Origin of the sequence: Brachybacterium epidermidis, from assembly GCF_015209585.1 — a bacterium.
GTDB classification, from domain to species: domain Bacteria; phylum Actinomycetota; class Actinomycetes; order Actinomycetales; family Dermabacteraceae; genus Brachybacterium; species Brachybacterium epidermidis.
In genome coordinates, this window is record NZ_JADEYR010000008.1 from 39,659 (window position 1) to 64,165 (window position 24,507).

Annotated in this window: 24 protein-coding genes; 13 read left to right on the forward strand and 11 right to left on the reverse strand. The window is 67.1% G+C overall.

What is annotated here, in order from left to right; all coding sequences use genetic code 11:
- The first annotated feature begins 184 nt into the window (after positions 1-184).
- Entirely contained in the window at positions 185-427 is a 243-nt protein-coding gene (locus IOE58_RS08695) for a hypothetical protein (protein ID WP_193866006.1), read from the forward strand.
- Positions 428-586: 159 nt separating this feature from the next.
- Entirely contained in the window at positions 587-892 is a 306-nt protein-coding gene (locus tag IOE58_RS08700) for a hypothetical protein (protein ID WP_228019422.1), read from the forward strand.
- 329 nt (positions 893-1,221) lie between these two features.
- On the opposite strand, the gene IOE58_RS08705 is transcribed toward IOE58_RS08700, so the two are convergent.
- Positions 1,222-1,884, reverse strand: a complete 663-nt coding sequence (locus tag IOE58_RS08705) for a CPBP family intramembrane glutamic endopeptidase (protein ID WP_193866007.1) — start codon at positions 1,882-1,884, stop codon at positions 1,222-1,224.
- Positions 1,885-1,964: 80 nt separating this feature from the next.
- Between IOE58_RS08705 and IOE58_RS08710 the strand changes: the two genes are divergently transcribed.
- From IOE58_RS08710 to IOE58_RS08725, 4 genes are all read left to right on the forward strand, one after another.
- On the forward strand, positions 1,965-2,177 hold the full coding sequence (locus tag IOE58_RS08710; RefSeq protein WP_193866008.1) for a hypothetical protein: 213 nt from the start codon (positions 1,965-1,967) through the stop codon (positions 2,175-2,177).
- Between the two features lie 214 nt (positions 2,178-2,391).
- Positions 2,392-3,033, forward strand: coding sequence for a hypothetical protein (locus tag IOE58_RS14355; protein WP_228019425.1), 642 nt, complete (start codon positions 2,392-2,394; stop codon positions 3,031-3,033).
- Positions 3,030-3,293 carry a hypothetical protein gene (locus tag IOE58_RS08720; RefSeq protein ID WP_193866010.1) on the forward strand — a complete coding sequence of 88 codons (264 nt, stop codon included), beginning with the start codon at positions 3,030-3,032 and terminating at the stop codon, positions 3,291-3,293. The genes IOE58_RS14355 and IOE58_RS08720 overlap by 4 nt, the downstream gene beginning before the upstream one ends.
- An 84-nt stretch (positions 3,294-3,377) precedes the next feature.
- On the forward strand, positions 3,378-3,602 hold the full coding sequence (locus IOE58_RS08725; RefSeq protein ID WP_193866011.1) for a hypothetical protein: 225 nt from the start codon (positions 3,378-3,380) through the stop codon (positions 3,600-3,602).
- A gap of 45 nt (positions 3,603-3,647) precedes the next feature.
- On the opposite strand, the gene IOE58_RS08730 is transcribed toward IOE58_RS08725, so the two are convergent.
- The 4 genes from IOE58_RS08730 to IOE58_RS08745 form a co-directional block, all read right to left on the reverse strand.
- Entirely contained in the window at positions 3,648-4,706 is a 1,059-nt protein-coding gene (locus tag IOE58_RS08730) for a hypothetical protein (RefSeq protein ID WP_193866012.1), read from the reverse strand.
- Positions 4,707-4,985: 279 nt separating this feature from the next.
- Positions 4,986-5,387, reverse strand: coding sequence for a hypothetical protein (locus IOE58_RS08735; RefSeq protein WP_193866013.1), 402 nt, complete (start codon positions 5,385-5,387; stop codon positions 4,986-4,988).
- A gap of 138 nt (positions 5,388-5,525) precedes the next feature.
- Entirely contained in the window at positions 5,526-5,678 is a 153-nt protein-coding gene (locus IOE58_RS08740) for a LuxR C-terminal-related transcriptional regulator (RefSeq protein ID WP_193866071.1), read from the reverse strand.
- Positions 5,679-5,735: 57 nt separating this feature from the next.
- Entirely contained in the window at positions 5,736-6,149 is a 414-nt protein-coding gene (locus IOE58_RS08745; protein ID WP_193866014.1) for a hypothetical protein, read from the reverse strand.
- Between the two features lie 196 nt (positions 6,150-6,345).
- Here IOE58_RS08745 and IOE58_RS08750 point away from each other — a divergent pair, with 196 nt between their 5' ends.
- Positions 6,346-6,591 carry a multicopper oxidase domain-containing protein gene (locus tag IOE58_RS08750; RefSeq protein WP_348981932.1) on the forward strand — a complete coding sequence of 82 codons (246 nt, stop codon included), beginning with the start codon at positions 6,346-6,348 and terminating at the stop codon, positions 6,589-6,591.
- 156 nt (positions 6,592-6,747) lie between these two features.
- The gene (locus IOE58_RS08755; RefSeq protein ID WP_193866015.1) at positions 6,748-7,710 is read left to right on the forward strand and encodes an 8-oxoguanine DNA glycosylase OGG fold protein; all 963 of its coding nucleotides are present in this window, start codon (positions 6,748-6,750) and stop codon (positions 7,708-7,710) included.
- A 177-nt stretch (positions 7,711-7,887) separates the two neighbouring features.
- On the opposite strand, the gene IOE58_RS08760 is transcribed toward IOE58_RS08755, so the two are convergent.
- From IOE58_RS08760 to IOE58_RS08785, 6 genes are all read right to left on the reverse strand, one after another.
- The gene (locus IOE58_RS08760) at positions 7,888-11,073 is read right to left on the reverse strand and encodes a type I restriction endonuclease subunit R (RefSeq protein WP_193866016.1); all 3,186 of its coding nucleotides are present in this window, start codon (positions 11,071-11,073) and stop codon (positions 7,888-7,890) included.
- Between the two features lie 5 nt (positions 11,074-11,078).
- Positions 11,079-12,176 carry a restriction endonuclease subunit S gene (locus tag IOE58_RS08765; protein WP_228019468.1) on the reverse strand — a complete coding sequence of 366 codons (1,098 nt, stop codon included), beginning with the start codon at positions 12,174-12,176 and terminating at the stop codon, positions 11,079-11,081.
- A 164-nt stretch (positions 12,177-12,340) separates the two neighbouring features.
- Positions 12,341-14,347, reverse strand: a complete 2,007-nt coding sequence (locus IOE58_RS08770) for an N-6 DNA methylase (RefSeq protein ID WP_193866018.1) — start codon at positions 14,345-14,347, stop codon at positions 12,341-12,343.
- A 169-nt stretch (positions 14,348-14,516) separates the two neighbouring features.
- The gene (locus tag IOE58_RS08775; protein WP_193866019.1) at positions 14,517-15,113 is read right to left on the reverse strand and encodes a hypothetical protein; all 597 of its coding nucleotides are present in this window, start codon (positions 15,111-15,113) and stop codon (positions 14,517-14,519) included.
- Positions 15,110-15,334 (reverse strand): hypothetical protein, encoded by a 225-nt coding sequence (locus tag IOE58_RS08780; protein ID WP_193866020.1) that lies wholly within the window; start codon positions 15,332-15,334, stop codon positions 15,110-15,112. The genes IOE58_RS08775 and IOE58_RS08780 overlap by 4 nt, the downstream gene beginning before the upstream one ends.
- Before the next feature lie 275 nt (positions 15,335-15,609).
- Entirely contained in the window at positions 15,610-16,224 is a 615-nt protein-coding gene (locus IOE58_RS08785) for a DUF6642 family protein (protein ID WP_193866021.1), read from the reverse strand.
- 115 nt (positions 16,225-16,339) lie between these two features.
- On the opposite strand from IOE58_RS08785, the gene IOE58_RS08790 reads away from it, so the two are divergent.
- The 5 genes from IOE58_RS08790 (at position 16,340) to IOE58_RS08810 (ending at position 24,499) form a co-directional block, all read left to right on the forward strand.
- Positions 16,340-17,668, forward strand: a complete 1,329-nt coding sequence (locus IOE58_RS08790) for a DUF262 domain-containing protein (protein ID WP_193866022.1) — start codon at positions 16,340-16,342, stop codon at positions 17,666-17,668.
- Position 17,669: 1 nt separating this feature from the next.
- Complete coding sequence (locus tag IOE58_RS08795) at positions 17,670-19,739, forward strand: GmrSD restriction endonuclease domain-containing protein (protein ID WP_193866023.1); 2,070 nt, start codon at positions 17,670-17,672, stop codon at positions 19,737-19,739.
- Positions 19,740-19,748: 9 nt separating this feature from the next.
- Positions 19,749-21,884 (forward strand): GmrSD restriction endonuclease domain-containing protein, encoded by a 2,136-nt coding sequence (locus tag IOE58_RS08800; protein WP_193866024.1) that lies wholly within the window; start codon positions 19,749-19,751, stop codon positions 21,882-21,884.
- Positions 21,885-22,106: 222 nt separating this feature from the next.
- Entirely contained in the window at positions 22,107-22,820 is a 714-nt protein-coding gene (locus tag IOE58_RS08805) for a DEAD/DEAH box helicase (RefSeq protein ID WP_228019428.1), read from the forward strand.
- A 194-nt stretch (positions 22,821-23,014) separates the two neighbouring features.
- Complete coding sequence (locus tag IOE58_RS08810) at positions 23,015-24,499, forward strand: C69 family dipeptidase (RefSeq protein ID WP_193866025.1); 1,485 nt, start codon at positions 23,015-23,017, stop codon at positions 24,497-24,499.
- The last annotated feature ends 8 nt before the right edge of the window (positions 24,500-24,507 follow it).

Genomic DNA, 24,507 nt, shown 5'->3' on the forward strand with positions numbered 1-24,507 from the left:
GCGTGACGGGCCCCGATGCGGCATGACACGACGACGGACCCCTCGGTCGGTGCACGTCGGCAGACCGCGACTGCTCTAGAGTGGCCCCCATCACCGTGGCCGAGGTCCCCCGAGGCGCTCACGGCACGCGGCCCCCGGGTGCCCGCGGCGCCACCTCGCCGCACCGATCATCCAAGGAGCACCCATGGGCGCCATCGTCGGCGGAATCATCCTCTTCATCCTGGGAGCGATCGTCCGATTCGCTCTCGAGGTCGACCTGCCCGGTCTCGAATCGTCCACGCTGGGCACCATCCTGATGGTGGGCGGCGCGATCCTGTTCGTGGTGGGCCTGCTGCTGATGCTGAGGTCCCGCAAGACCGTCGTGAACACCCAGAGCGCTCCCGGCCACTCGGTCTCCGAGCGTCGGGACCCCCCTCCCACCGTTTGATCCCCCGCAGCACCCGGCCGCCGCGGCCGGAACAATCGAACGCCGCAGCGCCCGCGGGCCTGCGGCGTTCGTGCTGGTCACGAGGGGACCTGGCAGCGGGTCCTCTCCCCCGATCAGGAAGTCGTCGAGCGCCTGCGCGGGGTCGAGGAGCATTTCGGGGTGCGGGTGCTGCCCGAGTGCTTCGAGGCGACAGGCCCGATCAGCGCGGCCGACGTGCTCGTGCCGGGGGCGCGGGTGTGCTTCTCCGGCACCGCCCACTCGCCCCGGCACGGCTGGCTGGAGAAGGAGCAGCTGCACGCCATGGCCGAGGCGCGCGGGCTCCGGGCCGTCGCGACCCTCACCAAGACCCGGACGGATGTGCTGGTCGTCGCCGAGGCCGGCTCGCAGTCGACCAAGGCGAAGAACGCGGCGAGGCGGGAGAACCCGGTGATCACGGCAGAGGAGTTCCTGGAGTGGGTGGGATGAACCGCAGCGACGAGGCGAGGACCGACGTGGATGATACGGAGGACGAGGACCGTTACCTGATCATCCGGGGACGGAGATGGCGACGCACGGACCCGGCGCTGGGCGCCGACGTGGTCCGTGCGCTGAAGAGCCATCTGGGCAGAGCCCGCTCCGAGGTCGGGCGAGCCGGCCGCGACGACGACCAGGCGAGCGTCCGATCAGCTCGAGACCGTGTCCAGCTCGCGAAGGAAGGCCTCGGAGAGCGCGGCCCCGCATGGTGGGAGCGCCCCGAGGACGAGCGCCGCCGTCAGGCCGCGGATCGACTCGCTCGGCTCGAGCGGCCGGACACCTTAGCCCGCGATACCGACACGGACGAGGACGGCGGGGAACAGCCCCACCATGGTGAGCGTCCAGAGGGCATGGACGAAGAGCGCCCCGCTAAGTGAGCCGGAGGTCTCGCGGGCCCACATCGCCACCGGTCCCAGCAGGAGGGCCATCACCGCGAGAGCAGGGCTGCCGGTGCACAGCGTGACGAGGCCGTACACCGCGGTGGGGACCACCCAGCGGGCCCGGCCGGTGAGCAGCCGAGGCAGCGCACCGCGGAAGAACACCTCTTCAGCGGCGCCCGCCACCAGCGCGACCGCGAGCACGCCCCACCGTCCGTCGGCCGCTGCGGCGACGGGACCGGCCACCCACGGGGCAGTGGCCGGGACACCGGCCAGGACCAGACCGCCCGCCATCGAGGCCGCGGCCAGACCGACGCCCGCGGCGGCCACCGCGACCTTCGGTGCGCGCCCCGGGGCCCGGCGGTCGAGATCCGAAGGTGCCAGGCGCATGATCAGCAGTCCGCCGACAGTCCAGGTCAGGGCGATTCCCAGTGCCCAACCGGCGACGGTCCCCGGCCCCTCGCCCTCGGCGCGCAGCGACGCGGCCAGGAGCGGCGCAGCCACCACGACGGCGAGGCCGACCACCCACCACGCGCCGGGACGGGAGGCGGGACGATCAGGGCTCATGCGCCAAGCGTACGAGGCCGCTCGCCGCGACAGGGCGAGTCCGGTCTTGCTCGAGAGCGCCGGCACACAGCACCCACGGCGTGTACGACATCGGCGGGGGCGAGGTCATCGCCTATCCGCAGCTCGTCGAGAAGGCCACCGGACGTGGGCCGCAGCCCCCGCGAGCGGGATCCGCTCGCGGTCATGCCCGGCGAGGCACGGATCTCGCCGATCACCGGCCCGATGGCGGCGACGCCGATGCGCAGGTTCAGCTCGATCAGGATCAGTCCAACGCCGGGCAGCTGCAGGGCTGAGCTGCCGCGGGGCCGTGCGGCGGGCCGCTGCACTGCGGGGCGCCGGGAGGCGGTCACTCATTGCAACCTACGCTCCTTGGTCGGCGGACATGCAACCCGCGTCCGGAATCGTGTGGTCCGCGGAGTGGTCCGCCGCGTTCCCGGTGGTCGTCGGGAGGTGCGCCGGTCCGGCGCGGGACGATGATCTGTCGGACGCCCGCCCTACTCTCCCCCCATGATCATGATCCTCGGCGAGGAGCCGACGCCGCCGTACACGGAGCCGCGGGGTACGTGTCCCGACTGCGGATCCGCCCGCGTGAGGCACCATCTGCTCGGCATGGCGGACCCGCGCACGGACCCTCCGCCCCCCGACTGGGTCGACTGGCACGGCTGCCTTCTCCCGTTCGGGGACCGGTCCTGCGAGGAGTGCGACAACTTCTGGCGCGTGGGGTGGCTGGAGGAGCCGCATGCTCCGATGCGCCTCGTCTCCGCGGACGGTGCGGCCTTCGCCCTCTTGCCGGTTCCCGACCTGGAGGACGACGGCGTGGTCGAGGTCGACATCGAGCTGCTGACCTCGGACCGGCTGGTCCGCTATCTCCATCGCGCGCCGGAGGAGGGGGCGCTCTCCCGGCTCGGCGGCATGCTGCAGGACGCCGCGAAGGCCGACCTGCCCGAGGTCGAGGTCCCGTCCTTCCAGGATGAAGAGTCGGAGCTCGCGGTGCTCGTGCTCGACTCCGACCCCCTGACCGTGACCCTCGAGATCCTGGTCGCCAAGGAGCCGGGCAGTGAGGAGCGCGAGGTCGATGCGGTCGCCTTCGACGTCACCCGCGCCGACCTCATCTCCGCCTCCTATCAGATCTGGGCGTGGGAGGAATGAGCCACCTCGGAAACCTCCTGGAACTTCCGGAGGGGTCGCGCCTCACGGGCGTGACCCTCCACGACGTCGGCATCATGCCGAGGCACCTCTGGATGGCCGCGCACCTGCAGGTCGTGCTCCTGCCGGAGACGGCGGAGCCGTCGGCGAGCGCGGGAGCTCTCAGTGCCTTCCTCCCCGAGGTCTTCGCGAGCCTCCATGGCACCTCGCCCGACGGCGGGAGCTGGGCTGCGTTCCTGCTGCTCCCCCGCAGCGACCGATAGGTGATCCCTCGCGACGTCATAGCCCTCGCGCCCCTGCGCCGCGCGCTGGGGCTGCTTGGACTGGACGGGGCGGCGGCGAGGAGCATGCCACTGACCGCGAAGGCCCTGCAGGGGATGTACTGGCAGAGGGACACGCCCGACACCGACAGCTGGCCCGCCGAGGAGATGCTCCTCGGCCTGCTCGTCGAGCTGACCGGGGCGCCGCTGAAGGATGCGGTGGAGTTCGCGACGCGCGGCGGAGCGGAGTGGGCGCCATCAGGTCAGCGGGAGCGGCTGGTGTCGCTGCTGGAGTCGTGGTCCGTGGGGTGAGGGACTGCGGGTTCGGCTGACGCTGGGGTCCGGGGTGGCGCGGCCTCAGAAGAGGCGCGCCTGCCCGGGAAACCCACTATTGAGCACTCGTTCCTCCATCGCGGCGAGATGCTTGGTGCTGCTGACGACCTCCGCGTCGGCCCAACGAATCGCAACACGATTCCCGGCACGGGTGACGAGGCGGGTCGCCGTCCAGCGTCGCCCCGCGGTTCTTTGCCCCTGCTGGACCCTCCTTGCATCCCGCAGGGTGCCGGTGACGACCCCGATCCGGAGGATCACGACGGCGAGGACTCCCAGAAGCCCCGGGAGAAACCACAGAACGAGGATCAGGGCGAGCAGCAGATCCACGGAGAAGCTGAGCCCGATGAAGACCCATGAGCTCACCACCTCTATGCGATTCGGATCCGGTTTTCTTGACGCACTCGCGAACACCAGCATGGCCGCAGACATCGCACCAGCTACGACGACGGATCCGGCGAGGACGAGCGTGGGCAGTGGATCGAACGACGGCGGGTGATCCCGAGAGACGATCCGGACGACGACGATCGGGAGCACAACGCACACCACCGTCTGCGCAGCGCCGCCCACCCCAGCGGTGACTACGGGATGCAGTGTCGGCAATCCCGTGAGCGCCTCTGCCTGGTCTTGTGCGTGCTCGTTCCGTCGTTGTGCCCGCCTCAGGAGCAGATAGTCCGGGCCCGGCTGGAAGGTCGCGATGAAAACAGCGATCGCGAGCATCGTCAGGTACACCGGCACGGCGACGAAGAGCGCCGCTCCCGCCTCCGCTGATCCGATCGCACCGAGAACGAGGAGCAACATCGCGGGCGACAGTGCCGCGCTGGGAAGGACGCCGAGAAGAAGGAGGGCATCTCGCACCCCGGCTTCCTGCTCCTGGTCCCCCAAAGCCATCTGACCTCCCACGATGGCGACGAGCACACCGAACTGCACGGTCGCGACGGCACCGAAACCCCAGCCCAGGTGTCCAGAGATCGTCGCACCAGCATTCACAGCCCACTGCCCGATAAACGGATCATCCGAACCCTCGCGGTCGAGCATGAGCGCGAGCGAGAAGAGAACAGGTCCCGCACCGAACACCGCCACCATGCCGCCGACGAATCTGACCGCAGACCGCACGGACGTCCTAGCCGGCGCGAACGACCCTGTCACCGCAGCTCTTTTCCCCATGCTCATCCCCCGTCCGCCCCGCGGAGAATCTCAGAGAGCTCCCTGCTGCTCGCCCTCCGCGACTCCGCCGCCTGCACGTTGTCGAATCTCCATTCTGGAGCACCCCGAGCGTGCCTGCGGGCTGTGACAGACGACGTGTGCGGTGGTTCCTCGCCCGGCGAGGAACCGGATGTCTCCGCCAGGGTGCGCCCCCGTCCTTCACCCCTTCGCCGCGGAGACGTCCTCGCCGAGCTCGGTGACGTACGCGGCGAAAATGTCCTCGCGCAACGCATCGATCTTCTTCTTCAGGGTCTTGCGCTGCTTCGCTGTGGAGCCCGCGGCGGCCAGAGTCTTCGCGGCACCGGTGGCCGCGTCGAGCTTGGCGGACCAGGCGGCCGCCTGAGCGGCCTCCTGCTCGTCGTCGGCCGATTCGGTCAGCAGCGCGACCTGCTCGTGCAGGGCCTCCACCGTCGCGAGCATCGCCTCGGGCGTGGCCTTGTCGTTGTGCTTGAGCCTCGCGAACTGCTCCTTCACGAAGTGCGAGATCTCCGGGTTGTCCTTCATTGTCTGCACGACCCGGATCACGATCGGCGTGGCCGTACTGAGGACGGCGATCGCCATCGCCAGCCCGCCCTTCGTCGTGCCCACCTGTGCGGGTTTCCTCGCCACCATTGCTGCTCCCCTCGTCGAGTACAGCGACACTGTCGACGTGCACGCCGCGGCTGAGCAGCGGCGGGTCGGTGCGGCGGAGGTAGTCCATCAGCGCCCGGGACGTACCGGCCCGGTCTCGTAGGCGAGCACCACGAGCGCGGCGAGGTCGCGGGCACCGAGCCTGGTCAGCAGGCGCCTGACGTAGGTGCGGGAGGTGGCGGGGATGAGGAAAAGCTCCGCGGCGATCTCTGCGTTGGTCAGGCCACGGCCGACGGGTCAAGTGGTGCCGTCCTCGACCAGAACGCGCCCTGCGCGCGGTCAGTTCTCTGGAGGGCGCCAGTCGTACGTCGTCGGCCGGCGCACCTCGTGGAAGGTGAGGTCGGGGTCGTCAGCGTCGACGAGGTGGATCACCAACCACTGGTCGTAGTACTCGCCGATCCCGGCGTTCCTGGGCAGATCCTTCCGCTGGATCCACAGCTGGTACCGCCCGCGCGAGGAGGGGCCGACGTCCACCGGGATGACGCGATACTCGCCGGGGTAGGTATACCTGACGATCTCCTCCACGTCCTCGGGGCCGACGGGGAGCAGCCACGCGGGCTCCTGCCGTTCCCACTCCGGACCGGGAGACGTCGGGGTGCGCGCCAGGAGCACGTCACGGCCGCGGATCCGGAGTAGCGCATACTCCTCGCCGCGCCAGGTGGCGTACGGGCCGGGGTCCTTCATCGTCGTCACGGGGTCCATCATTCCTGGTCGGCGGCGCCACCCGCGCTGTCGAGCTCGAGGACCGCGAGATCAACGGGCAGCGGATGGACCTGACCGGCGTCGACGAGGTTGTCCACGAGGGCGACGCCGAGATCTGGTAGGTGCACAGCAGCCAGCGCATCCCCACAGCGTCCCCATCCACGACGTCCAGTTCCGGATCCTCACGATCGACGGAGACGCCCCTCCCCCTGAGCTCGCCGGGCCGAAGGACACGATCTACCTGCTGCCGAACGTCCGCTACCGGCTGCTGGTGCGCTTCGCGGACTACGCCGACCCGCACGTGCCGTACATGTACCACTGCCACATGCTGCTGCACGAGGACGAGGGGATGATGGGCCAGTTCGTGGTCATCGAGCAGGGGCAGGAAGGGATGGTGGGGGTCGCGGGGATGGAGGGGCATGGGCATGGGTGACGGGTGATGCGGGGACGGCTCCCGGCCAACCCATCAGATCTTGCGCGTGCAAACAGTTCACGTCGGACACCAGGACCCAGTACCGCCAGCGCCGCCGCCATTATCTACTTTCAGCGTCTGACTCCCATCGTCAGAGCGGCTTCTTAGGATGCACCTATGACGACGATCCCGCAGGCCCTGATCGATGCACACAAGCAGTGGGTCAACGCAGGTAAGCGCCCGCAGGGCGCGTTCCGGTGGCGTCCTGAGGCATGGGAACGACGCTTCTCCCGTCGCGGCGGGCTCATCATCTCGGGTGTCGACGCGGCCGAAGCCGTCCGGACCATCTCAATTGCCGCGAAGACGCGATTCAACGGCAACGACGAGCTGATCGACCGTGACCTGGTCAGGTCGCTCCATGCTCCAGATCTGCTGCGCCCCGGAGGCTCTGACGACACCCGGGCCGTGGTCACGGCGTTCATCGCAGCGATGATCTGGGGCTACGGCGCTACGGGTTATGGGCCGTATCGCACCGAGCGAGTGCTCACTGCGGATCCCGAAGCGGTCCGTCACCTGTGCGAGATCGCGCGGATCGCGCAAGATCCCAGTCGCGAACAGCTTGATGCGTTCTCCGCGGTCGCCGACAAGAAGCGTCACGGCGAACTGAAGTACCTCGGTCCCGCGTTCGGCACCAAGTTCCTCTACTTCCTCACCTCTGCCGCCGATGGGGTGAGGTCGACCCCGGTCATGGACGCGGTCGTGCGGCGCTGGTTCTCGATCGAGGCAGGTGTCGCGCTTACGACGAGCTGGTGGGACAGCACGAGCTACGCAACCTTTCTCGAGGCGCTCGATGATTGGGGAGCTGCGCTGGCCGAGGAGGCTGACGGAGATGCGCTGGCACGCGACACGGTCGAGCTGCTCATCTTCGCTAGCGCTCGCGGAGATGCGTGGTCCTGGGTACCCGGTACTGAGGTCGCTGCCATCGAGGACAGCACTGTGGATCAGCTGCTCGACGTCCTACAGGGAGACATTGCCGAGCTGTCCGAGCGAAGCGGATCTACCCGAGGGCCGGAGCTCCTCGCCCAGCTGGCAGATTGGGTCGCCGGGGTGGGCCGCGAGGGGGAACAACTAGTCCGGTAAACGCCGCGAACGGCGTGAACACGAAACCCGGAGGGATCTTCTCCTCCGCTCCGGGGCTTGCTCACTCCAGTCTCCACTCTGCGGACTCGGCCTTGGGAACTCATGGATTGTTCAGCGTCGTGTCCGACGCTACCTGCGGCCGACAGAGTTCAGATTCTCGACCTCACCCTCCAGTTCTCAGACGGTGCGCAGCCGGCGCGACTGGTAGAGGTACTCACCGATGAGGCGAATGAACTCGTCCGCGCGATCGCTCTCCCCCGTCAACGCACCCGTGAGCTTGCCGAACGCGCCCTCGTTGAGCACGGCTGCATCTGTAAGCGTCTCTCGGAGGTCGGGCGAGCTGAGGAACTGGTCCTGGGCGTTGAAGTCGATCTGCTCGACGATGCGTGGATCTTCCTCGGCCATTCCTGCTGCAGCGACAACGAATCCTTCGATCTGCGGATCAGCGAACTCAGAGCCGAACAGCGCGTTGATCTTGGAGACGACCTCGGACAACAGTTCAAGCTGCGGGTCCTGGCGCGAGGCTCCGGTACCGACGCCTGTGAAACCTCCTTCGAGCCCTGGAGTGTCTTGATTCCCGCTGCTTCCGATCTTGGCAGTACCCTGATCGATCTGGCGGACGCGGCGCAGCTCGAGCCCGGAGACGTCCGCATCGACAGGCATGTCCTCTGAAGGGAGGATCCGCACGAGCTGGCGCAGGAACTCGGCGAGCTTCTCGAGGTCGCTGGTGGCGTAGTCGACGACCTGCGACATGAAGTCGTAAAGCCGCACATATGAGCCACAGTCCTTCTTGAACGTGCGCAGCACGTCGAGGGCCTGATCATCGGAATCCGAACGAGCTTCTTCCCACCTGGCCACATACTCGTCACGTGCCGGGGCCACCGCAGCCCCCAGCGCCTCGTGCGACTGCTTCGGCGTCCACCAGGCCTCGGCGTAGCGCTCGATGTCCGCAGGGGTGAAGATGCGCGCCTCAAGAAGCTTCGTCGCGAGCCGGTGGACGAGGTTCGGGTCCGTCTCGGTCTCGACGTGGGCCTCGAGGTAGTAGGTCAGGAACGCTTCGCGGATCTCGTGAGGGTCGTTGGCGAAGTCGAGTACGAAGGTGCGGTCCTTCACCTCACCGGAGGGCGCGCGGTAGGTGCGGTTCAGCCGCGAGAGGGTCTGCACGGCGTGCACGTCTGGGAGCTTCTTGTCGACGTACATCGCGCACAGCAGCGGCTGGTCGAAGCCGGTCTGGAACTTGTCCGCGACCAGCATGAACCGGTACTCCGGCCGGCGGAACTCCTTGGCGAGGTCGGAGCCGAGTCCCGGGTTCATCGACGCCTCGGTGGCATCAACGATGCCGTACTCCTCGTCGCTGATCTTGTCGCTGAACGCCACGATCGACTGGTAGCCGTACCCCTTTTTCGCGAGGTACTTGTCGGTCTCGATCTTGTAGCGGACCGCGGCCTGGCGGGAGTCGGTGACCACCATGGCCTTCGCATGCCCGTCGAGCAGGTGCGCGACGTTCGCCCGGAAGTGCTCGACGATGATCTCGACCTTCTGCCCGACGTTGGTGGGGTGGAGGTTCGCGAACCGCATGATCTTCCGCGTCGCAACCTTCGGGTCCACATACCGATCCGCATCCCCGACGGGACGGCCGGCGCTGATTTGCGTGACCAGGCCCTTGTCGTCGCGCTGCTCGATCTCGAAGGCAGTCTTGTAGGTCTGGTAGCCGCGCAGCACGTCGAGGATGAAGCCCTCCTCGATCGCCTGCCGCATCGGGTAGACGTCGAACGAGACGGGCAGTCCGTCCTCACCGGGCCGCCCGAAGAGGGTCTTGGTCTTGTGCTTCGGGGTCGCGGTGAACGCGAGCAGGGAGACGTTCCGCGCTCCGGCCCGGGCCGCGGTCTCCTCGGCGATCTGCCGCTCCCGGGCGACGTCCTCCTCGACGACCTGGTTCACGACGTCCTGGCTGTCGAGCTCGTTCTCGTCGGTGACCTGGCCTCCCTCGGTGAGCACCTTCTTCAGGTCGGCCGCGGTCTTGCCGGACTGCGAGGTGTGCGCCTCGTCGATGATCACGGCGAAGTTCTTGTCGCCGAGCGTCGTCTCGAGCAGCCCCTTCACGTAGGGGAAGGTCTGGATCGTGACGACGACGATGAGCGCTGAGCCCGTGAGCGCATCCAGCAGCGCGCGGGACTTCGAGCCGCCCGAGCGGCGCACAGCCACCGAGTCGATGACCGCGACGGTGCCGACGGTGTCATCGACCTGCTCGACGGCCTGCTGCAGCTGCGCATCGAGCACCCGACGGTCCGAGACGATGAGGATCTTGTCGAAGACCTTCTCGTTCGAGCGGTCGTGCAGTCGCGCAAGTCGGTGCGCCGTCCAGGCGATGGTGTTCGTCTTCCCAGAGCCGGCGGAGTGCTCGATGAGGTAGCGTCGCCCGGGGCCCTCCTCGGTGATCTCGTCGACGAGCTTCGTCACCGCGCGCCACTGGTGGTAGCGGGGGAACATCAGCGCGGTCGAGCGCTTGAGCTTGCCGGTGGTCGGGTCCTCGTCGGTCTCGGTCTTGAGGAACATCTGCGAGCCGAGGATCTGGAGCCAGGCGTCGCGCTGCAGCACCCGCTCCCAGAGGTACGAGGTCGCGGCGCCCTCGGGGTTTGCGGGGTTCCCCGACGCGCCGGTGTCGTCGTGCCCGCGGTTGAAGGGCAGGAAGTAGGTCTTCTCGCCGGCGAGCTTCGTGGTCATGTGCACCTGGTCGTCATCGACCGCGAAGTGCACGAGCGCGCGGGTGCCGAAGCCGAACAGCGGCTGCCCGGCCGGGTCCCGGTCCTTGCGGTACTGGGTCACAGCGCTGCGCCACTGCTGCTTGAAGAACGACTTCAGCTCGAGCGTCGCCACCGGCAGACCGTTGACGAAGAACACCAGGTCGATCGAGCGGTTGTCCCCGCGCTTCGGCGAGAAATGCACCTGGCGCGCAACCCGGAGCCGCACCTTGCGATAGTGCTCGGTGACCTCACGGTTCAGCGTCGTCGCGGGCTTGAACTGGCACATCCGCAGGTGCGCGGTCGCGCCGCGAGTGTGCGAGAACTTCCGCCGCAGCACGTTCAACGTCCCGCCACCCGAGGACATAGGCGTGTCCAACCGCGCCACGAGCGCGGATTCCAGCGCCGCACGGTCGGCCTGCTCCGCACCAGTACCGACGCGCACGACTTTCGCGTACTCGTCCGGCTGAGTCTCCTGCAACCACCAGTGGATGTCCTTGGGCCAGATCGCGCGCGAAGCGTCGTAGCCGGCGTCGTTCGGGCTGTACTCCCAGCCGTGGGCTGAGAGGTACTCCGCGATCTCCGTCTCAAACGCTTCCTCGCGCGTGCCGTCCACTGCCATCTCGTTCAGCTCGCCTTCTGTGCGGCCGTGCGCACGTCGATCTGCCCGGTCACCGCAGCCGTGATCAGCGCCGAGCGACGTTCATTCGCCAGCGCGATGTGCTCCTCGGCTTTCGCGATGAGTGTGTCGATACGAGAAGTCTGCTCGTCTAGGTGATCTACGATCTCGTACTGCTTAGATTCCGGATGCAAGGGAACCAAAACGGATCCAATAGTCGAACCATTCAGGTTAGAGAGTCCCGTTGAAGTCGTCGACAGCAGATCGAACTGCTCCCGGACCGCCCGTGAATTCAAGCAATACCAAAGAAACTTCGGCGATGTTCCAGAACGAGCACGAAGTCGCTGCATGAAATTGCCGAAGCACGCAGACATGGACGACACATGTTCGTCGACAAGTGTCGTTTTGCCGATATGCTTCGAACTTCCACTTGTCTTAGTGACCAGGAGATCACCAACTTCAAGGAGCGCAGCCTTGAACTCCTTCGCAGTAAGCGATCGACGCGCGGGGTCTTCGATGCGCCACCTTCCATCAACTGTTTGCTCAGTCGATCGAAGCACTACCGTCCCTTCACTGCGAGCCGCATCCTCACCCCATACGCCACCATCATTCCTGTCCAGTAAGTTCTTCAGGCGAGTATGGCCAAGACTGCCGGAATCCAGCTCGCGATCAACAACAGATCTGCGTCGCTCACGAAGAGTTGCCGCCAGCTCCTCCTGCTTTTCTACGAGCGCATCGATCTGGACCGTCTCGTGGTCGAGGTAGTCGGCGATGGCGCGCTGCTCGTCGAGAGGTGGCAAGGGGAGTGGCACTTTGGCAAAGGTCGAGTACTTAATCGACTGCCCATCCCTCAGTTGATCCGTAGTTGAGCTAAGTTCCCGAATGTACGCCAAAGACTTTAGCGTCCAGCGGTAGTATGCAGGCAGCACGTTACGCCCTCGGGGCGACAATACGGTGTATGCCATACTAACCTTCCCGGGGAGGCTCGACCATTCGATCCCGCCCTGAAAGCTTCGAAGATGGATGACAAAATCATTGGCTTCGACGTGCTTCATATTGTCCTGGCCTTCAAGATTTAGTACGACACGAGTCCCAGTGATCCGCATATATTCTTCTTGAGGAAGGATTCCGAACTTCTGCGAAGGCGTTAAATGGACATCTGTAGTCCTGGACCTTTGACGCCGCTCAAGGAAAGCGGCCTTTGCTGGAATAATTTCCCAATTTGACGGAATCGCATCCAGCCATCCCGGGCACGGATTGCAAGTGCTTTTCACGCCTCAACCTCCCGCAGCAGCTCCATAATCTCGCCAACGACGCGCTCGAGGTCGGCGTCGATCTCCTCGAGCGGCCGGGGTGGTACGTATTCGTAGAAGTGCCGCGTGAATGGGATCTCGTAGCCCGTCTTCTGCTTGGTCCAGTCGATCCAGGCGTCGTCGACGTGCGGCTTCACCTCGGCGTCGAAGTAGTCCTGCACGGTCTCTTGGAACGCCCCGTGGGTCTTCGGGTGCCCACCCCAGCCGAACGGCACGTTCTCGGTGTCACGCAGCGCGGCGTCCGGTTCGAGTTCGCCCTTCTGCTTGCCGGTCTGCACGCGGCAGTAGTCGGCTTTCCCATCGTGGACGCCGATCACTTGCCAGAGTGTCTTGCGCTGAGCCGGCGTGAGCTTCACGCCCAGGTCGCCGAGATGTGCACCGAGCGCGCGGTTGAACTTCTCGCGGTTCAGGTACCGCTCCTCGCCGAACGACTCGAGCGCCTCAGTGAGCCCGGTGATCTTCCCGAGGGTCTTGTGCTCAGTGACAGCGCTGATCGTCTCGGGGATGCATTCGAAGCGCAGCTGCAGCGGCCGCTCGACGGTCACCGTCCAGTAGGCGAAGTCGCGGTTCGAGAACGTCTTCACGGGCACCTGTTGCTCGCTCTGCTCGTCCTGGGTTCCGGCGAACGCGCGGATGACCCGCTCGCGGTCCTGCTCGGTGATCTCGAGGCGCTTCGAGCCGATGGACTTGCGCAGCTTCGTGCCGAACTTCGAGGCGTCGATCAGCCGCACCGTGCCCTTGTGCTCGGCGACCTTGGCGTTCGAGAGAATCCACAGGTAGGTCGCGATGCCGGTGTTGTAGAACATGTCGTTCGGCAGCGCCACGATCGCCTCGACGAGGTCGCGCTCGAGCAGGTGGCCGCGGATCTCCGAGGGTCCGGAACCGGCGCCGCCGTTGAACAGCGGAGAGCCGTTGAGGACGATGCCGACCTTGCCGCCGCGGCCGGTGTCGTCCACGTCGCGCATCTTCGAGGCCGCGTGCAGCAGGAACAGCATCGCCGCGTCGCCGACGGCCGGCAGGCCCGGTGCGAAGCGTCCCTGACCGCCGCGGGCGTGCTCGCCCTTCACCTCCTGCTCGACGGCCTTCCAGTCTGTGCCGAAGGGCGGGTTCGAGAGCACGTAGTCGAAGCGGCGGTCCTCGAAGCGATCGACGACGAGGGTGTCGCCCTGGCGCACATTGGACGGGTCCTGACCTTTGATGAGCAGATCGGCCTTGCAGATCGCGTAGGTGCGCGGGTTGATCTCCTGGCCGAACAGCGCCGTCGAGGCGTCGGGGTTCAGCTCGTGGAGATGCTCATCGGCGACGGTGAGCATGCCGCCGGTGCCGACGGTCGGGTCGTAGATCGAGCGCACGGTGCCGCGATCGCGCAGCGCCTCAGTGTCCTCGGCGTAGACCAGGTCAACCAGCAGCCGCACGACATCGCGCGGCGTGTAGAACTGGCCCGCGCCCTCGTTCGCGGACTCCGCGAAGCGGTAGATGAGGTTCTCGAACAGGTCGCCCATGTCCGCGTTCGACACGGCATCCGGCGACAGATCGATGCCCTCGAAGTGCCGGACCACCTGGGCGAGCCGGTTCCGCGCATCGAGCGTGCGCAGGACGTTCTCGAAGTCGAAGGACTTGAACACGTCGAGGTTCGCGGAGAATCCGCCGACGTAGTCGATGAGATTCTCGGCGAGGTTGTCGGGGTCCTGCAGAGCCTTCTTCAGCGAGTAGTCGCTCGTCGTCCAGAACGACAGCCCAGAACTGTCCTCGGTGCGGGTCTTGAGCTTCAGGTGCGTGCGCCGCTGCTGCTCACCTGGGTAGCTCGAGACGATGTCGGCCATCACCTCGCGGTGCGGCTTCATCACGCACTCGAGTCGCCTCAGCACGGTGAACGGCAGGATCACGGAGCCGTACTCGGCCTCGCTGTAGGGGCCGCGGAGCGTATCAGCGACGCTCCAGACGAAAGCGGAAAGGCGTGACACGGTCGCTAGAACTCCTGGTCTGGAATGGCGTTTGCTCGTGGGCCGATCCTATCGACGTGGCCGACAGTCGAGAGGGCTGTCCCCTTCGTTGACCCGGTTGCGCAACTGGGTGGGTCCCGCTCCCAGCGCACGACGGAGCAGTGGGGCTTTGGGTGACAGCTCTAGCCGTTCAGGGACCTCGCACGATGCCTGCGGACCAGTCCCCTAGTAGTTCGTCGAACACTTCACGCCGAGACGTTTCCCGTCGCGTTGCGAAGTTCCCTGTCGTCACCACCTCCGGGAGATCGTCGGTCGCAAGTTCCACGACGAGTCCGAGAAACAGCTCTTCGAGGGTCCACTCCGCAACATCGCCAGACCCTGCGTAGGCCTCGGCAAGGAGGTTCGGGGGAAAGGCGATGCCCCTGAAACGTCCGGCGCGCGTTCCGGTCAGGTCAAGAGCTCGACGGAGCAAGGCATCAGCCGCTGGGCCGGAGTTCACCTGAGTGATGTCGTGGCGGGCGCGTTGCGCCGTGGCAAGCCAGGTAGCTCCGTCAGGGCGGTACCCGGCGATAGAAGCGAGCCGAGTGGGCAGGAATGACGAGATCGCCCCGGCGAGGGAGTGCGGATCGGTCGTCGACTGCGGTGTGAGGACGTGGAAGTAAATGGCACCCACCTGGAGCGATTCCTCGCCCGGTGCTGTGGGCAAGGCTTGATCCTCGGGATACAGCACCACGTCGGTCAGGCGCGATCCATCCTCGAGGTCGAGCACCATTCCGAGCCGGCTCATCGCTGCCACTCCTCGAGCTGGTGAGCCATGTCCACGAGACTCTGCCTGGGTGTTTCGAAGGAGATGCCGTCATGGTCGGGCAGATCGGCCTCGAGATCATGCAGCACCAGGAACTCGAGGTGCACATCCGCTTTGGTCGATCCCTTCACGAGGACCGCGAGTCCCGCCGTGTCGTCCTGCACCGTGGGCACAGTCTGCTCGGGGTACGGCTCGGTGGCCATCTGTATGAGTGCCTCAGCGAGGGCGGTGGTGGTCCTCGCCTCGAGCGGCCTCGCCAGGTACCGGACGAGACGATCTGGGGATAGGAGCTCAATGTCCACGACGAGCTCTGTGCTCCCGGTCAGGTCGGGCACTGGTAGCAGAGCGAATGCCGCGCCCGCGGCGGCGAGAAGCCGCGCAGGCTCCCGGACAGCGAGAGTGCGTGCAGCCCCCGCCGCAGCACGACCTCCGCTCGGTGGGTCGTCCGTCCCCTGAGCGTGCCGCGGAGGCTTCTCCCTCATGACGAGGCCTTCGACGTACGCAGCGCTGTTTGGTGCACCTTGGTCTTCGTCGCGACCACGAGTCCGAGCCGCTTCGCGAGCACCGGATGGTCAACCTCCAGCCGCCTGAAGATCCCGCTCGACTTCACCTTCGTGATCAGCTCCTGCAGGAGGATCACCTCGAATGCCGCAGCGTCCGACCACCGGACATCCTTCCGGTAGCCGATGACGGCACGGGCGCGGGTACGGTTCGCGAACTTCTGCAGACGCTTCTCGTCCGCCTTGAGCGTGGAGCAGGACGCGAAGTAGATGACTTTGCCTGAGCAAGCACCGGCGAGGACGTCTTCGAGCTCGTCCAGGGTGAGCCCGCCGTTCTCGTCACCGCTCAAAGAGATTTCCGCTTTCTTCCCGTGCATGGCGAGCCAGAGAACGGGGAAGTCCGCGTACTCGTCCGAGGTCCATTTCTCGAGGTAGTACTCGAATTCAGGACGCGTCACCACGTCGCGGTGTATCCACTGAGCGACCTCGAGTTGTTCGAGCAGCTCGAGGACGGGGCGCACACTCAGACGGCGGGTTAGGTCGCTGTCCCACTCGCCTTCGAGGCAGAAGATGCCGGGCAGGTCTTCACGCATGGATGCTCTTTTCCTCGCTGATCAGGTGGGCACACCGTAACGGCTCGACACGTCGCTCCACGTCGGACTCCGGGAAAAACTACCAGCTGTCGGATCTCGTCGTTACCGTGGCGCCATGGCGATCAATCGCAGCCTCCTGATGTTCCAGACCGTCGAGGACCTGCTCGGTCCGGGACGGACCCCTCTGCGGATCCCGGACTTCCAGCGGCCGTACTCCTGGACCCCGCAGCACGCCCGGCAGCTGGTCACCGACATCGCCTCCGCCCGGGAGCGCCGCCCGGAGCAGCCCTACGTGATGGGCACGATGATCCTGCTGCAGAGGCCGGGCGAGGATCACTTCGAAGTGGTCGACGGGCAGCAGCGCCTTCTCACCCTGCACATGCTGCGCACCTTGCTCCGCGACGGGAGGCTGCGAGATCTCGCCTCCGGCACGACGCCGATCCATCGCGTCTACCAGGGGCTCGCCCGGCTCGTCGAGAAGATGCAGGACAAGGCTGGCTCCCTGCGCTTCCTCGACTCCCGAGCCCAGGTTCTACGGATCGTCACCGATGACGAGGACGAGGCGTTCCAGTTCTTCGACTCGCAGAACTTCCGTGGCAAGGCCCTGCGCCCCCACGACCTGCTCAAGGCCTCCCATTTGCGGGAGATGGTCGCGACCCCGGCTGCCGAGCAGCGGGCCGTGGTCGAGCAGTGGGAGTCGGCCGAGGAGAATGACCTCGACCGACTCTTCGGCACCTATCTAGCTCGCATCCACTGGTGGAGCCGGAATCTTCCTGCCCATGCCTTCACCGCCGAGGATCTCGACCTCTTCAAGGGCGTCAGCCGTTCCACGCCCCGTCTGCCGGCCACCGAGTACCACCGCGCCGCGAAGACGGTTCTTCCCGGGGTCCAGCAGTGGGCGCATCCGGACGCCGATGAGCGTGCCGCGCGGGACCTCCGGCGGGCCCGGCATCAGCTGGACGCGCCGCTCTCCGCCGGTCGCTCGTTCTTCGACTTCGCGACTTTCATGCTCGAGGAGATGGAGCGCTTCGAGAACCTGCTCTTCCGTCGGGACACCGAGATGGGGGATCCGGATCCGGACCTCGAGATCTTCCGCGTCGGAGCACGTTTCCGCTTCAACCGGGAGCTGTACATTGCTGCGGCGCTTTACTTCACCAACAAGTACTCGGAGGACGATCTGCACGAGATCAGGCCGCGCCTGTTCCGCTGGGCGTTCGGGCCGCGTCTCGCGTACGAGAGGCTCGGGTGGAAGTCGACAGACAACTTCGCGCGGGGGCTCGCGACGGCCCGAGAGGGACTCGCGGCGTTCAATCTCTTCGCCCGCATGCGCGACAGCCTCGATCCCGCGCAGCTCGCTCTCGAGAACCTTCCGATTCCGCCGACCGTCCGCTCCACGAGCGAGGACGACAAGACGCTCCAGGCGCTGCTCGAGGAGATCCGCTGACATGACGCAGACCCACACCGCCCACGATGTCCAGGCGATCCCCGTCGGCCGTCTCTTCACCGAATCCCACGAGCGATATTCCGTGCCGCTGTACCAGCGGAACTACACCTGGGGCGAGGAGCAGATCCATCGCCTCCTCCAGGACGTACTCGACGAGGCCGGGCAGCCCGAACTCAAGGAGTACTTCTTGGGGAACCTCGTGGTCGCGCCACCGGCACGTCCGGACGAACCGTTCGACGTGATCGACGGGCAGCAGCGCCTGACCACGTTGTACATCCTGCTGTCCGTGCTGCGACGGGATCGCGACTTCCCCGCGATCACCGGCGACCTGCAGCCGCTCACCTACGAGGCCCGCGACAAGGCAACTGCCGCCCTGCGGACCGTCGCGCGCGGTGGAGTCACCGCGGAGGACGTGGAGGTCGATCGTGAGGACTCCGGGATCCGCCGCGCGGAGGGGATCATCGCCGAACGTCTCGCCGATCCTGTGCTGCGGCAGAAGCTGATCGAGAGCCGCTTCGTCGAGTACCTGCTGACGAAGGTGCTTCTGATCCGGATGCCCATCGATCGGTCCACGGACCTGAACCAGTACTTCGAGATCATGAACACCCGCGGCGCCCAGCTCAGCCCGGTCGACATCGTCAAGGCCCGCCTACTGCGCTGCCTGCAGCATCCCGACGATCGCGCGCTGCTGAACCATGTCTGGTCAGCCTGCTCCGACATGGAGCATTACGTGACGATGACCGTGACCGCCGGCGACACCGCCTGGCGCGCGATGGTCTTCGGCGATTCCTGGGAGGGGCTGCCCAGCGCGGACTTCACCGAGCTGCGGGACCAGCTGATCACGCAGAACCCGGCGGCGATCGCGCCTGCATCAGACCCCAGCACGGCGGCACCGGCCGCGGCGATGGATCTGAACCAGGCGATCTCCCTCTACGCACGCACCGAGACGACGAAGGAAGCGGCCGAGGTCAGCGAGGGAGAGCGATTCACCTCGCAGATCACCTTCCCGACGTTCCTCCTGCACGCGTTGGCCGTGCGCCCGATGGTCGGCGATACGACATCGCTAGACCGGCAGCTCGACGACAAGCAGTTGGTCGACCGATTCACTCGTCGGCTCCAGGAGCTCGACGCCGACGCGCGCGAGGACTGGGTCCAGCGCTTCACCACCGATCTGCTGCGCTTGCGCGTGCTCTTCGATCGGTACGTCCTCAAGCGCGATGCGACCCTCACCTCCGGGCACGAGTCGACGAGCGATGAGGAGCCGGGCAGCTGGTCGCTCTTCCGTGTGGCACGCGGCGAATCCTCGAAAACCGGGACCGTGCGCTACTCCCCGCGGTACCGGCCGACCTTCGCCGACGACGAGAGCGGCGCCAGACCGCGCTCGCTGCAGCGCCGGATCCTGCACCTGCAGTCGGCGCTGCGCATCACCTACACCTCGCCGAGGACCATGCACTGGGTCACCGAGGTGCTGCGCCATGCACTGGACCGTGCGGACAGCGGTGAGGCGGTCACGGCGGAGGGGCTGTACGGCGTGCTGCAGCGCCATGCGCTGGACCGGCTCGACGCGGCGCTGCACCCCGACGGAGAGAAGAACGAGGTCGGGCCCGACGGTCTCCCGCTGGGCTTCGGGATCCCGCGCATCGTCTTCACCTATCTCGACTACCTGCTCATCGAGCGGGAGAACGCGTGGGACTTCACCTTCAGCTACCGCACCTCTGTCGAGCACTTCTCCCCAGGGACCGAGGACGTGGAGCACGCCTCCCCCGCTGAGCACGTCGAGGACCGGCAGTTGCTGGATTACCTCGGGAACCTCGCCCTCGTCACCGTCAGCACGAACTCGAAGTTCAGCAACTACCAGCCCGGGCACAAGGCGCAGAACCTCGCGGCGCGTCGGCAGAGTCTGAAGCTCGACCTCATGGCGCGGCGCGCTGCAGCGGGAAGCTGGAACGACGCGGACATCCTGGAGCATCATCGGGAGATGGTGGAGCTGCTGTTCGAGGCGTTGGGGCAGGAACCTCCGGTGCTCCGCAACGCGACGGAACCCGCGCCGCATGACAGTGACAACGCATAAGGTCGAAGAATGGATACTCGCGTCCAGTCCCCCGGTCAGCTCTTCCAGCTGCCGCAGACCCTCGTGATCCCCCTGTTCCAGCGTCCCTACGTCTGGACCGAGGAACGGCAGTGGATCCCGCTGTGGGAGGACGTCGTGCGGCTCGTCGAACTCCGGATGGACCAGGCACCGTCGGCCACCCACTTCCTGGGCGCCGTGGTGATGCAGCAGAGCCGGGGTCAGATGGGATTCGCTGACGAGTACTCGCTGATCGACGGCCAGCAGCGATTGACCACGATCCAGCTTCTGCTCAACGCGGCGAGCATCGCGCTGCGCGATGCTGGGCAGTCCACGTCGGCCGAGCATCTCCAGATGCTCACCCTTCACGAGAGGAAGCTCGGATTCGAGGGTGCGGAGCGTTTGAAGGTGCGCCATACCAACGGAGACGGTGTCCCGTTCCTGCAGGCGATGCTTCCTGGGGACGCTCCGGACCTCGCGGCGGAATCAGCCGCCCATCCCATCCTGCTCGCGCACCGGTTCTTCTACGACCGGGTCCGCGAGTGGCTCGCCGACGGGGACGGCGACGAACTGCCCCGTCGCGCGACCGCGCTCGCGATGGCGCTCAGCCGCGGCTTCGAGATCGTCGTGATCAGCCTCAACACCGAGGAGGACTCCCAGTCCATCTTCGAGACGCTGAACGCGCGCGGCACGCCGCTCACGCAGGCGGACCTCGTCAAGAACCTCGTGTTCCAGAAGCTCGACGCCGAGGGCGCGGATATCCAGCAGGCGTACGAGCAGAACTGGCGCCTGTTCGACGAGCCGTTCTGGACGAACGAGGTGCGCCTCGGCCGATTCACGCTCCCGCAGGTCTCCTTGTTCCTGAACCACTGGCTGGTCGCCGAGACCGGCGAGGAAGTGCGTACCCCAGCCACCTTCGCCCGCTTCAAGCATTGGCTCGAGTACGAGAGCACCCGCTCGGTGCGTGAGGTGGTCAGCGACCTCCATGCCCAGGCCGTCCAGTACCAGGCGTGGATCACCGCGGCGACGTCACGCGAGGGCGCCGTCGATGCGGTGGAGCTGTTCTTCTACCGCTCCCTCGCCGCCGGCACTCGTGCCACCACCCCCCTGGTCCTCTGGCTCTTCGACAACGCCAATCGGGTTCCCCGCGACATCGCGGAGGAGGCATTGAGGTGGTTCGAGAGCTGGGTCGTCCGCCGCGCGATCCTCGGCCTCTCCACGGGCGACATGTCCCGCTCGGTCGCCCAGCTCATCAGCGAGCTGCGCGAGATCGATCCCACGGAGGTCGCTTCCAGGCTGCGCGACTCGCTCACGACCTGGACCACGCCCACCACCTACTGGCCCACGGATGCCGAGGTCGAGCGCAGCCTGCACATCGCACCCGTCTACCGCACTCTCTCCCGTTCCCGACTGCGGATGGTGCTCGAGGCGATCGAGGACGATGCTCGCGGCTACAGCTCGGGCAGACGGGCATGGAGCGGAAGTCGGGTGCCGCGCGACACCATGAACATCGAGCACATCCTCCCGCGACAGTGGCGTCAGAACTGGCCCGTCGCCACGGCTCAGGACGAGATCGATCGCGACGAGCACGTGCACCGCCTCGGCAACCTCACTCTACTCACCACCTCGCTGAATTCCTCGGTCTCGAACCGCGCATGGGCCGGGAAGCAGGAGGCGCTGACTCGCCACGACGTCCTGCTGATGAACCGAGGCCTGCGCGACGCCGTGGACTGGGACGAAGCGAGCATCTCCCGGCGTACCGCGGACGCCATCGACGCCGTTATCCGCACCTGGCCGGTCCCGACGGACCACACCGTGGTCCCCGAGAGCCACAAGGGAGAAGCCGACACCTCATGGATCGACTTCCGCCACGTCGTCGGTGTCGGACTCATCGAACCGGGAACCACACTCCGGGCCCGGAACCCCCATGAAGCAACCGCCTCCGTCCTCGCCGACGGCCGCATCGAGGTCCGCGGAACCGCCTACGACAGCCCGTCAGGTGCCGGCAAAGCTGTCCGTGGAGGTACGACCAACGGGTGGAACTTCTGGATCCTCCCGGACGGGCGCCGGCTCAACGCGCTGAAGGAGCCGTACCGTCGGCTGCTCGATGAGAAGCGCTCGTCGGCGCGGAGCAGCGCAGACGCCTGATCTCCGGCGGAGGTCGTGTCCGGCTACGACGCGTCGGGCTCGTCCGAGGTTTTGCCTGCAGAGCGCCGCGAGAATAGCGAGCCCATTCGGCCCGCCGTCGCCGCAGCGGCGCCCTTCACGGCGGATCCGGCCCCCATCACGATGCCCGTGGCGCCGCTCGAGGCAGGCTCCTCCCCCTCCTCCGTGGAGTCCGGTCGAGACGGCTTGAGGGAGCCGGCGGCGATGCTGCACCGTGCCGCGCCGTGGGGGCCGGTGCCGATCTCCGGGATGCCGGTCGCGCTCACCCCGGCCGAACGGGAGGCGTACGAGGCGGAGTGGGGCGAGTTCTGCCGGGAGATGGACCTCGCGCGCCGCGGACGCTACACCGCGAAAGGGCGGGCTGCGCTGCTGCGCTTCCGGCAGAAGGCCGGGCTGCTCCGCGTGGACTCGACGGTGCAGTGGATCGCGCAGCAGGTCGAGGCGGAGCGGCAGGTGGCCTGCTCGGTCGAGTTTGTGACCACCGCCGCGGACCCGATCACGGAGCGCCTGCGGGACGCGGGTCTCGAGGTCGCGACGATCTTCGGCCGGGACCGCTTCGACGTCGAGGAGCAGCGGCTGCGCTTCCAGACCGGGCAGGCGAAGGTCTGCGTGTTCACCACCTTCGCCTCGATCAGCCTCCACGCCGGCGAGACCCTCCCCGGCGGGAAGCAGGCGAGCACGGAGCCGCGGGTCGGAATCTTCCATCAGGCCCGCTTCTCCGGGATCGCCGGCCGACAGGTCACCGGCCGCACCCACCGCGACCACCAGGTCTCCCCCTGGCACATCGCCTACGCCGAGGACACGGTCGAGGAACAGGTGTCCAAGGTGATGGTGGAGCGGATCGCCGCCGCCTCCGACACCGTCGGCGGCGACACCGAGGGGCTGACGGACGTGGCGCAGCTGCTCGGCGCGGACTGACTGCCGACGGCGAGCCTCATGGAGGGCAGCGCCTGAGCGGCGAACCTGTCGTGTGCTCTGCCTCGATCGCTGCTCTTCTCCCCCGACGGATCGGTGCCGCCGGACGCAGCACCATGGTACGGGCCACCTTGTGCCGGGAACAGGTCTACGGTGGGGAACGCACACCGTCCCCGCGCCCCAGGAGTCACCCGCTCATGCCCTGCACCACCCTCCTCGTCGGCCGCCGTGCGAGCGCCGACGGCTCCCCGCTCGTCGCCCGCACCGAGGACTCCTCGGCCGGCAGCTTCGATCCGAAGCGGGCCGTGGTGGTGCGTCCCGAGGACCAGCCGCGCAGTTACACCTCCGTGCTCGGCGGGCGCGCGATCGAGCTGCCCGAGAACCCGCTGCGCTACACCGCGATCCCGAACGCCCTGCCGGAAGAGGGGATCTGGGGCTGCGCCGGGATCAACGCGGCGAACGTCGCGATGAGCGCGACCGAGACGATCACCTCCAACCCTCGCGTGCTCGCCGCGGATCCGCTGGTCGAGCGCGACGGGGAGACCCCGGGTGGCTTCGGCGAGGAGGACTTCGTGACCCTCGTGCTGCCCTACATCCGCTCGGCCCGCGAGGGCGTTGAGCGGCTCGGGGCGCTGCTGGCCGAGCACGGCACCTACGAGATGAACGGGATCGCGTTCAGCGACGCCGAGGACATCTGGTGGCTGGAGACCGTGGGCGGGCACCACTGGATCGCGCGGCGCGTGCCGGAGGACCACTACGTGACGATGCCGAACCAGCTGGGCATCGACTCCTTCGATCTCGAGGACGCCGAGGGGCCCGGTCGCGACCACCTCGCCAGCCCCGACCTGCGAGCCTTCCTGCGCGAGCACCACCTCGACCTCACCCTGCGCGAGGACGGGCAGCGCGAGGACGTGTTCAACCCCCGCGAGGCGTTCGGCTCCCACACCGAGCACGACCACCTCTACAACACGCCCCGCGCCTGGTACATGCAGCGCACCCTCAGCCCGCACGCCGAGGACTGGGACGCAGGGCGCCCCGGCGCGAGCCCCGACGCCGACGACCTCGCCTGGAGCCGCCGGCCCGAGCGCCTGCTGACGATCGAGGACGTCAAGGATGTGCTCTCCTCTCACTACCAGGGCACCGTCTTCGACCCCTACTCCGCGCGCGGCACCGACGCGGAGCGCCGCACCTTCCGCCCCATCGGCATCAACCGCCACAACGCGCTGGCGATCCTGCAGATCCGCGGCGACCTGCCCGCCTCGCATCGCTCGGTGCAGTGGATCGCCTACGCCTCGCTGCCGTTCACGACGCTGATCCCGATGTTCACGAACGTCGAGGAGGCCCCGGCCTATCTTTCGACCACCGGCGAGACGGTCTCCACCGACAGCTTCTACTGGACCTCGCGCATGATCGCGGCGCTGGCCGATGCGCACTTCCACCAGGTGATCCCGCTCATCGAGCGCTACCAGCAGCGCACCCTCGCGCTCGGCCGCAGCGCCGTCCACACGGCCGACGAGGAGGCCGCCGCAGCCGGTACGGCGGGCGAGGTGCCGGCCCTGCTCGCCGCAGCGAACACCCGGATCGCCGAGCGGATCCGCACGGAGACCGAGGCGCTGCTCGGCCAGGTGCTGTTCACGGCGAGCGACCGCATGACCAACCGGTTCTCGCGGTCGGACGGGTGAGGTGACGT